Here is a 9277-nt window from a genome sequence, read left to right as displayed (position 1 = left end):
GGCGGTTGAACGCGATGAGAATTGGTTTAGGCTACAAGCTAACGCTCGCTCACACTTGAGATTTAAATGACGTTGCGCACCAAGGACACCGCCGGTTTTTATCGCACCGGTCGAGACGACGCCGACCGCCAGCTCCGCTTCGACCGAGGCACGCTGCTGCTGGAAGGCGTCGCCGAACTGCCGGCTGGGTTGGAGACTTGGTTTTGCTACGATCCGCGGGTGGACGCCTATCGCGCCCCGGCCAGTTGCTACAGCGCCATCATCGGCCCATTGAAAAGCGAGCTGGCCCGCAATAAAGCGCCGCGCTACCAACTTCGAGAGTTAAGTTGCGCGCTGGAAATGATCCCTTATCCGCACCAGCAAGACGCATTGGCGGCGTGGCAAGCGGCGAAAGGGCGCGGGGTGGTGGTGCTGCCGACCGGAGCCGGCAAAACGCTGGTCGGCTTGCTGGCCTTATGCTGGGCGCGTCGGGATGTGTTGATCATGGTGCCCACCTTGGATTTGATGCAGCAATGGTATGCCTTGCTGCGCGCCGCTTTTCCCGATCAAGAGATCGGCTTGATCGGCGGCGGCTATCACGAACCACAGCCGTTGACCATCGCCACCTATGATTCCGCCGCCCGCCACATCGAACGGTTGGGCGACCGTTTCGGTCTGCTGATCTTCGATGAGGTCCATCATCTGCCGTCCGAGTTCTATCGGATCATCGCCGAATTTTCGCTGGCCCCGTATCGCTTGGGCTTGACCGCCACGCCGGAGCGCGGCGACGGCCGCGATGTCGATTTGCCGGATTTGGTCGGTCCCATCGTCTATCGCAAACGGCCGGAACAGTTGGCCGGCGGCGTGCTGGCGGAGTTTCAGGTGCGCTCGGTCCACGTCGATCTCTCGCCCGCCGAACGCGCCGCTTATCAACAAGCGCTGGACGAACGCAACCGCTTCTTGCAGGCGAACCGGCTGTCGTTGAGCGCGCTGGAAGGCTGGAACCGCTTCGTCATGCTGTCGGCGCGCAGCGTCGAGGGCCGCCGCGCCATGCGCGCCCACCGCGACGCTCGCCGCATCGCCCACGCCACGCCGGGCAAGCTGCGCGCGCTGGGCTTGGTGTTCGCCAACCATCCCGGCGTCAAAACGGTGATTTTCACGGAGGATAACGCCACCGCTTACGAAGTCTCGCAGCGCTTTCTGATCCCTTGCCTGACCCATCAAACCGCGATCAAGGAACGGCAGGCGTTTCTGGATGGCTTCAAAAGCGGGCTTTATACCGCCATCGTCACCAGCAACGTCCTCAACGAAGGCGTGGACGTGCCGGACGCCTCCATCGGCGTCATCCTGTCCGGCAGCGCCTCGGCGCGAGAATTCATCCAGCGCCTGGGCCGCATCCTGCGGCGCGGCGACGGCAAGCAGGCGATTTTGTATGAAGTGATCGCCAAGGAAACCCGCGAGGAGCGAGTGGCCGACCGCCGTCGCACTCCGCCCGACGCCCAACGAAAAGAGCGGATCGACGCGACCTTGGCCTTGTTCGATCCCGCGCCGTCCGCCCCCCCCGACGCGGCGGCCGGATTTCAGACGCACGGCGGATCGAGACCGCGCGTCTAAGCGGATGCTTCCCTCCGAATTGCTGTTTTCCTCCAAGCGCGGCAGTCAGGTCTATCCGCGTTTTCTCAAGCGCGAGCAACACCTCTGGGCCGAACAGGTGTTAGACCTAATCCATCAGCACCAGCACCGCGCGCGCGGCGAATTGCAAGCGGCCTTGCGAGCGCTGGAAGGCGATTCACCCGATTATCGAATCGTGCGCGGCTTCGCCCATCTGGCATTGAACGCCGCCGAATTTACGCTGGCGACCGGCGACTTGGAGCCGGAAACCTTGCGGCGCGAGGCGTTCGCGCGGGCCGCCGAACGCGGCGGATACGGTGAAACGCAGGCGCGCGAGGTGTTGGAATCGCTCGCGCCACGCTATCAACTGGAAGCGGACGCGCTGCGCGAGGCGCTCTACGCCGACTTGCCGGAAAATCACCTGCTGACCGTGCTGCCGGATTTCACGCCGGACAAACTGGTGGACCGCTACAACCTCGCCCAAGCGCAAGGCGTTTTGTACGCGGCGCTGTATCTGCGCCTCACCGCCCACCGCAACGTGCCCGGCGAATACCGCCGGCTGTTCCAACATCTCAAGTTTCACGGGTTGATGTACGCGGTCGAAGGCCACCTGGATGACGGCTATCAGATTTACGTGGACGGCCCCGCCAGTTTGTTCAAGCAAACCCGCAAATACGGGCTGCAAATGGCGATGTTCTTACCGGCGCTGTTGCGGGTCAGCCGCTGGGAACTGGAAGCGGTGGTGCAGCGAGACGGTCAGGAACTAAGCTACCGGCTCGACTCCCAATCGCCGCTGCGGGCTTTGCAAGACCCCCCGCCCGCTTACGACAGCCTGCTGGAAGAGCGTTTCGCCGTCCGTTGGGGCAAACTCGGCACGGCCTGGACCCTAGAGCGGGAGGTGGAAATCGTCGATCTGAAGGGTACGGTGTTCGTCCCCGATTTCGCCTTGCGCCACACTGACGGCCGGATCGCCCACGTCGAAATCATGGGCTTCTGGCATCCCGATTACCTGCGCCGCAAACTGGACAAGCTGCGCCGGGCCGCCATGCCCGATTTGATCGTGGCGGTTTCCGAGCGGTTGAACGTGGGCGCGGACGACTTCCGCGACGTGCCCGGCCCGGTGATCTTCTTCAAGGGCAAGCTCGAACCCCGGCAGGTACTCGCTGTATTAGAGCCGTCGGGAACTTGTGTCTGATGGAAGGTAGGCCGGTTGGAACGCGCTTGGTGGCCGTCGTTACTGGCGGGGGCCGTCGAGGATCTCCATCAAGGTATCGCCGTGAAAAATCAGCGTCTTGAGCAAAGTGCCCCGACCGAGGTTATATTCCCATTTGTAGACGGGAATGATCCGGCGATATTCGGTTTCGTAGCCCGGCAGCCCATAGGGCAACGGCATGGGCCTGACCGGGTAATAGCCATCGTTGTAGCGTACGGCTTGCTCGATGAAACCGTCTTGCCAGGCATGACGCGGCTCGCCACAGGCGTCCAACACCTGCGATTGAGAATTGCCGGTTTGCACCACGTAGCGACCGCAGCGCAGGCTGTCAGCGAACGCCACCGCCGCGACCAACGCCTGCAATGATGCCATTAAAACCAAGCGCCTTAATCCGCGCATGTCGTTTGCTCCCGGCCGAAAAGCCGCCTTAGCCACGCTGGCGCCTTACCAAGCCCGAACGGCTGTCGCGATCAGCCGATAAGGCGCTTTACTGTTGCAATTGTTTATCATGCCTCATTCTGACCCAGCGCCGAGAACAATTATGAACGAATTTGTAGTGACTGCCTCGACCACGTTGGGTTTGGTCGCACTGGCTGAACTGGGTGATAAAACCCAACTGGTTTGCATGACTTTGGCGGCCCGCCATCCGCCCCTGCCGGTGTTGTTCGGTGCGATCGTTGCCTTTGCCATCCTGAATCTACTGGCGGTATCGTTCGGTGCCGCCGCCGCCGCGTGGTTGCCGGAATGGCTGGTTGCCGCCGCGGTGGCGATACTGTTTGCGGTGTTCGGCATCAATGCCCTGCGGGAGGCAGGTGAGGGAGCTGTCGAGATTCGGGAGCGCGACGGCCGGAGCGTGTTTCTATCGGCGTTTGCCATGATTTTTCTGGCTGAACTGGGCGACAAGACCCAACTGGCGGTCGCGGGTCTGGCCGGTACCCAGGCCGCTTTGCCGGTCTGGGTCGGCGGCACCCTGGCGCTGGCGCTGACCTCGGCGCTGGGGGTATTGGCGGGCCAAACCTTGCTGCGTCGCTTGCCCGTCCACGTTTTGCACCGGGTCAGCGGGGTTTTGTTTCTGGTGTTGGCGGCCTTTGCCGCTTGGCGGGCCTTCGCCGCCTTTTCCGGTTGAGCGGCCGGCTTCGCCATGCCCGCTCCATCGCGTGCGCCGGTCGCCGGCGCGGCGTCGGAACACCCGCTTTCGGGGCTGGCTCACGCGCTGGGCTGCTTTAGCCTCTGGGGCTTGTTTCCGATTTATTTCAAGGCCCTCAACCACGTCCCGCCGCTGGAAGTGTTGATGCATCGCATTTTATGGTCGGTGGCGGTGCTGCTGGCGCTGATGTTGTGGCAGGGACGCGGACCGGTTTTGCTGGCGACGTTCCGCGACTGGCGTCGCCTCCGGTTCTATGTGCTCACCAGCGTGCTGATTTCAGTCAACTGGCTGCTTTATATCTGGGCGGTGCAGAACAACCGCATTCTGGAAGCCAGCCTCGGCTACTACATCAATCCGTTGGTCAATGTCGTACTCGGCGTGCTGGTGTTGGGGGAACGCTTGAACCCGCGCCAGTGGAGCGCGGTCGCCATCGCCGCCAGCGGCGTGCTGGTCATGGTGATCGGTCAAGGCGTTTTTCCTTGGGTCGCCCTGACGCTGGCTTTAAGCTTCGGCGGTTATGGCCTGCTGCGCAAAAAAGACGGCCGGTCCGCCATGCTCGGACTGTGCGTGGAAACCGCGTTGCTGGCCCCGGTCGCCTTGCTGGTGATAAGCGCGCTGGCGGCGAGCGGGGCGGGCGCGTTCGGCGCGCGCGATCGAACGACCGATGTGTTGCTGTTGGCCGCCGGTCCGGTCACCGTCGTCCCCCTGGTGCTGTTCTTGGAAGCGGGCCGACGGTTGCGCCTGTCCACGCTCGGCCTGATTCAGTATCTGACTCCGACCCTGCAATTTTTGTTAGGCGTCATCGTTTACCGGGAAGCGTTCACCGCGATCCATTGGGCGACGTTCGGTTGTATCTGGCTGGCGCTGGCGCTGTACAGCGCCGATGCTTACCTGCATCAGCAAAGCCCTTGAGTCCGTAAAATCAGCGCGAGGTCCGGGTGGTGGCGGTAGTAGGTTCCCGGCATGATGAGGCCCCTTGGCGGACTCAAGAAGCTGGTGGCTTACCGTAAACAACCAGTTGATCGGGGCCGGCGCGTTTGGCGGCGGCAAGCGCTCCTTCAGCGGCTTGCAGCAATTCCTCGGCGGTGATGCTTTCGGCGAAACCGGGGTCGGGATACATCGCCAATCCGGCGCAAAAGGTGATATGCAGGCTATTTTCTCCGCCCAGGGTCGGTTCCCACTGACGGACTAGCTCTTGCAAGCGCGCCAACAGGTGGCGGCCCGGTTCCGTGCCGTTGGCCGGCAGCAGCAGCGCGAACTCATCGCCACCGTAGCGGGCTACCGTATCGTGGCGGCGGATGTTGGCTCCGAACAGGCGACCCAGCACGATCAATACCTGATCGCCGACCGCTCGGCCGCGCGTTTCGTTGATCTGCGTGCAATGGTCCAGATCCACCAGCACCAAAGTCAGGGGCCAGTTCTGAGCTTTGGCGGTCGTTAGCTCCCGGCGCAGGATTTCTTCAAAGTAAGAACGGTTGAACAGTCCGGTCAGCGAATCAAAGACGTACTCATCATCGCGTGGGAGCTGCGAGTGCAAGCCCGTGGGCGGGCTGGAGCCGATCACGGTAACCGGCCGTTCCGTCAAGAAATCGGCCGCGACCGCGGTGGCGCCGGTTTCTGGGGGATGGCCTGCGCTCGCCAGCTCGGCCATCTCTTGCAGGTTGCGCACGGTCAGCGCCTCGTGGGCCTGATCGAGAATGCCGGCGATTTCAACGGCATCCAAGGTCTTGATCTGGAAAAGCTCGGCCATTTCAGGGAGCTTGGCTCCGACCGAGCCTAACAGCTCCACGTAATCTTGCGCGGCCAAGCCGAACCACCGGCGGGCCAGTTCCGCGATTTGAGGCGAATTTTGCCAGTAGCCGGGACGCACCCAGATATCGGCCAAGCGCACCGAGAGCGCCACGCATTCGACCAAGCTTTGATGAGATTCGGGTACCAGCGGATCGCTCGGATCGAGGCTGCCGGCCACCGCGTGACACAGATAATCCGGCAATCCCCAACGTTTTAACAACCAGGAGCCCACTTGAGTGTGATCGACTTGCAAACGCGCTTGTTCCAGCCGGGCCAGCCGCTCGACATCTAAAACGGCCGAACCATCCAATTGACGGTCGCCGGACTCGTTCAGCAAGCTGGCGTATTGATCGGGCATCATGAGGGCCAGCGCCAGAATCCCAATACCGTGCAGCAGCCCGGCCAGAAACAGCTCCTCCAGGTTTTTCAACCCCAGCCGTTCGCCCAAGGTGCGACAAGCCGTGGCCGCCAGCAGCGAGCGACGCCAAAATTGCTCCGTATCCAACGGGATTCCGTTGAAGCCGCGCGCACTGGCGATCAGCGAAAAGCCCAGCGCCAGCGCCAGCGTGCCTTGTAGCCCCAGCAAATTCAAAACCTGCCGCAAATTGGTCGCCTTGCGGCGTATCCCGTACAATGGTGAGTTCGCGGCTCGGAACAGCTTGGTCACCAGGGCGGGGTCCATGGCGATCACCCGCGCCACCTCGTTAAGATGCACTTCCGGATTGTTAGCGAGTTCGATGATTCTGATGGCGACCGCCGGCAATGTCGGCAGGTTGCCGCAGAAACTCAACCGTTGTTCCATTTCTACACGCATGATGGGTATCCAAAGCTAAAGTCGCTGCGAAAACTGCCGACTATTATTGAAACCGGCTATAAAAAAACCAAGCATTAAATAAAATTGTTTTTAAACGTTGTTTAGAATAGTGGCTCTATGATCGACGAACCCGACGGCACGCAGGGCCGGAAAACCGATTTTCACTGTCAGCACTGCGGCCCCCTCCAGGACCGGCTAGCGTCGCTACAAGTCGAGTTGGGCCGGCTCCGGCAGGAGTTTCGGCGTGGCCAGATCATCGCACAGGTGATTGGAGAGTTACACCGGCTGGCGAACCGTCAGGCCGCCATCGGTGAGTTGGGCGAACTGATGGTGGACTTGCTGGTGGAGGCGCTAGCGGTGGATAGTGCCGCCTTGCTGAAATGGGATGGGCTACGGGGACGGTTCGTCATCGTGCACGGTCGGAGCTTGGCGCCGGATTGGGAATTGGCGCTGCCGCCGTCTGAAGTGCCCGACGGCTGCAATTCGGACCGATGCCAGCAGGCGCCGTTTCGCTTCGTGGAGCTTTTGCACCAGACCACGGCGCTCCAGCGCTGGATTTGGGTCTGCCACCGGCGCGCCGGGCTGGCCTTGTTGTTGGGCGATGCGTTGGATAGCGGCCTGAATCGCGGCCGCTTCGATGCTGACGACCACCGTATCGCCGAGACCGCCCTCGCCGTTTACGTCACCTTGCACCATCTGGACCGCACTGAGACCGCCCTCAAATATTCAGAAACCAAATATCAAGCCCTGTTCGATGGCGCGACCGATGCGTTAGCCGTGCTCGATCCGGACAGCGGCCTGATCCTCGATAGCAACCGTCAGGCCCACGAAATTTTCGGTCGCGGCGCGGGCATCGGCCGGCGCCGGCGCGCGTTGGAACACTTCTTGTTCGACGCCGCTGGCGACGCGCGAGACTCTCTGGCCGACCAGCGCGCCCGAGCGCTGGCCGGCGAAACGGTGCCGGCCGAATACCAGTTCCGCAGTGCCGCCAACCAATCATCTTGGATCGAGCTCCACTTCAAAACGGTTGAGATCGAGGGGCGGACCCGACTGCTGGCGGTGCTGCGCGATATTTCCGAACGCAAGCAGGTCGAAGCGCGCTTGCAGTACCATGCCTTGCACGACGCGCTGACCGGATTGCCCAACCGGGCCATGATCCTGGGGAGACTTCAGGAACTGCTCGATAGCCGCTATCCCCGCTATGAGCGGTCGGCGTTGCTGCTACTGGACATCAACCGCTTCAAAGTGATCAACGACAGTTTGGGCCATGACATCGGCGATCGGATGCTGGCGATGATCGGGCAGCGCTTGCAATCTTGCCTGCGCGCCGGCGATATCGTCGCCCGCCTGGGCGGCGATGAATTTTTGCTGCTGTTGGCCGAGTTGCGCCAGCCGGGCGATGCCATGATCTGCGCCGAGCGAGCCCATCAAAGCTTGTCCGACTCTTTTTACATCGGCGATCATGAAATTCACGCCACCGCCAGCATCGGGATCGCGTTGAATCAGGGCGACCGCCAGCGCGCGGAAGACATGCTGCGCGATGCCGATATCGCTTTGCATCAAGCCAAGGCGCGAGGCAAGGACCAGCCTTACGTGCTGTTTGATTCGGCCATGTACGACCAGATGGTCCGGCTCATGCAATTGGAGCGCGATCTGCGCCGCGCCCTGGAGCAGCGGGAATTTGAGGTGTTCTATCAGCCGATCATCAATCTGGCCACCGGCGCGCTCAAAGGCTTCGAAGCACTGGTGCGCTGGCGGCATCCCCAGCGCGGGCTGGTCTCGCCGGCCGATTTCATCCCCGTGGCTGAAGAGACCATGCTGATCGTGCCGCTGGGCTGGGAAGTGCTGGCTGACGCCTGCCGGCGGCTGGCGACCTGGACCCGCTGCTACCCAGAACGGATGCCCATTACCATCTGCGTCAATCTGTCCAGCCGGCAGTTGCTCGATAGCGGCCTGTTCGAGGATATCCGTCGCCTGCTGGCGGAGACCGGTTGCGATCCGGCTTTGTTGGAGCTGGAAGTTACTGAAAGTGTGTTGATCGAGAACAGCGATACCGCCCGCATGCTTTTGAACAGCTTGCGCGATCTGTCCATTCGCTTGTCGCTGGATGATTTCGGCACCGGCTATTCCTCGTTGAGCTATCTGCACCAGTTCCCCTTCGATACCATCAAGATCGACCGGACCTTCATCCAGACCATGGATCAGAGCGACGGCCGCCTGGAGATCGTGCGGGCCATTATCGCCCTCGCCCGCGCGTTGGGAAAAAATGTGGTCGCCGAGGGCCTGGAAACTTTAGAACAGGTCGATTTGCTGACGGGCTTGGGCTGCGACTTCGGTCAGGGCTACTACTTCGCGCGGCCGATGAACGCGGTCGCGGCCGAATCGTTCTTGACCAAGGCCCGCGTGCTGTCGGCGGCGGAACGGTCGGCCGGCTGGGCCGCCGCCGTTGCGCCCAAAAGCGATCGGGCCGCTTTGAATTGATGGATCGCTTGGCGGCCCGCGGCAGGGCTGACTGAAATTCATCTTGAATTAAGGTTGGCGCGCTATACTCAAAACGTTTGAGTTAACATCAATAATTAATTGATTCTTAATTGAAATTCTCCTTTCTAGCCCCAATGTGATTCAGGCGAAACCAGCCGCGAGGCAGCCAACGAATTCACTCCTAACCGACATGAACAAGAGGGAAGCGTCATGAGCGTTCGTTTTGTTCCCTGGTTTTTTA

At 61.5% G+C, this 9277-nt stretch carries 7 protein-coding genes; 5 read left to right on the top strand and 2 right to left on the bottom strand.

What is annotated here, in order from left to right; genetic code table 11:
* Positions 1-66 precede the first annotated feature (66 nt).
* Both IPK09_12770 and IPK09_12765 read left to right on the top strand, forming a co-directional pair.
* Positions 67-1593, top strand: a complete 1527-nt coding sequence (locus IPK09_12770) for a DEAD/DEAH box helicase family protein (GenBank protein ID MBK7984487.1) — start codon at positions 67-69, stop codon at positions 1591-1593.
* A 4-nt stretch (positions 1594-1597) separates the two neighbouring features.
* Positions 1598-2785, top strand: coding sequence for a DUF790 family protein (locus tag IPK09_12765; GenBank protein MBK7984486.1), 1188 nt, complete (start codon positions 1598-1600; stop codon positions 2783-2785).
* A gap of 39 nt (positions 2786-2824) precedes the next feature.
* On the opposite strand, the gene IPK09_12760 is transcribed toward IPK09_12765, so the two are convergent.
* Entirely contained in the window at positions 2825-3175 is a 351-nt protein-coding gene (locus IPK09_12760; protein MBK7984485.1) for a DUF2845 domain-containing protein, read from the bottom strand.
* Positions 3176-3344: 169 nt separating this feature from the next.
* Here IPK09_12760 and IPK09_12755 point away from each other — a divergent pair, with 169 nt between their 5' ends.
* Positions 3345-3929, top strand: a complete 585-nt coding sequence (locus IPK09_12755; protein ID MBK7984484.1) for a TMEM165/GDT1 family protein — start codon at positions 3345-3347, stop codon at positions 3927-3929.
* A 15-nt stretch (positions 3930-3944) separates the two neighbouring features.
* Complete coding sequence (rarD, locus tag IPK09_12750; protein ID MBK7984483.1) at positions 3945-4862, top strand: EamA family transporter RarD; 918 nt, start codon at positions 3945-3947, stop codon at positions 4860-4862.
* Positions 4863-4935: 73 nt separating this feature from the next.
* On the opposite strand, the gene IPK09_12745 is transcribed toward rarD, so the two are convergent.
* Entirely contained in the window at positions 4936-6555 is a 1620-nt protein-coding gene (locus tag IPK09_12745) for a GGDEF domain-containing protein (protein MBK7984482.1), read from the bottom strand.
* 117 nt (positions 6556-6672) lie between these two features.
* Between IPK09_12745 and IPK09_12740 the strand changes: the two genes are divergently transcribed.
* Positions 6673-9036, top strand: coding sequence for an EAL domain-containing protein (locus IPK09_12740; protein MBK7984481.1), 2364 nt, complete (start codon positions 6673-6675; stop codon positions 9034-9036).
* Positions 9037-9277: the final 241 nt, after the last annotated feature.

Source organism: Candidatus Competibacteraceae bacterium (genome assembly GCA_016713505.1).
Lineage (GTDB): Bacteria > Pseudomonadota > Gammaproteobacteria > Competibacterales > Competibacteraceae > Competibacter_A.
Note: the sequence above shows the minus strand (reverse complement) of the source record. Positions and strands in the feature narration are given on the sequence as shown.

Coding starts and splice junctions, on each gene's coding strand:
- IPK09_12770 (MBK7984487.1), top strand. CDS start 67: ATGACGTTGCGCACCAAGGACACCGCCGGTTTTTATCGCACCGGTCGA.
- IPK09_12765 (MBK7984486.1), top strand. CDS start 1,598: ATGCTTCCCTCCGAATTGCTGTTTTCCTCCAAGCGCGGCAGTCAGGTC.
- IPK09_12760 (MBK7984485.1), bottom strand. CDS start 3,175: ATGGCATCATTGCAGGCGTTGGTCGCGGCGGTGGCGTTCGCTGACAGC.
- IPK09_12755 (MBK7984484.1), top strand. CDS start 3,345: ATGAACGAATTTGTAGTGACTGCCTCGACCACGTTGGGTTTGGTCGCA.
- rarD (MBK7984483.1), top strand. CDS start 3,945: ATGCCCGCTCCATCGCGTGCGCCGGTCGCCGGCGCGGCGTCGGAACAC.
- IPK09_12745 (MBK7984482.1), bottom strand. CDS start 6,555: ATGCGTGTAGAAATGGAACAACGGTTGAGTTTCTGCGGCAACCTGCCG.
- IPK09_12740 (MBK7984481.1), top strand. CDS start 6,673: ATGATCGACGAACCCGACGGCACGCAGGGCCGGAAAACCGATTTTCAC.